This window comes from Pseudomonas sp. UBA2684 (assembly GCA_002354655.1).
Taxonomy (GTDB): domain Bacteria; phylum Pseudomonadota; class Gammaproteobacteria; order Pseudomonadales; family Pseudomonadaceae; genus Aquipseudomonas.
In genome coordinates this window covers 385-622 of record DELY01000059.1, presented here as the reverse complement: position 1 = coordinate 622, position 238 = coordinate 385, and the positions used below count along the sequence as shown (strand labels likewise).

Annotated in this window: 1 protein-coding gene; it reads left to right on the top strand. The window is 68.9% G+C overall.

Annotation, left to right across the window (positions count from 1 at the left end; all coding sequences use genetic code 11):
• Positions 1–238 (top strand): ABC transporter permease subunit (locus tag B3M58_RS21805; protein ID WP_296222624.1); only part of this gene is annotated, 238 nt, incomplete at both ends.

Genomic DNA, 238 nt, shown 5'->3' with positions numbered 1-238 from the left:
TCGTCACCGTGCTGCCCAACTGCATGGCCCCGCTGATCGTGCAGGCCACCCTGAGTTTCTCCTCGGCGATTCTGGATGCCGCCGCGCTGGGCTTCCTCGGCCTCGGCGTGCAACCGCCGACGCCCGAGTGGGGCACCATGCTGGCCTCGGCGCGCGACTATATCGAGCGGGCCTGGTGGGTCGTCACCCTGCCCGGCCTGACCATCCTGCTCAGCGTGCTGGCCATCAACCTGATGGG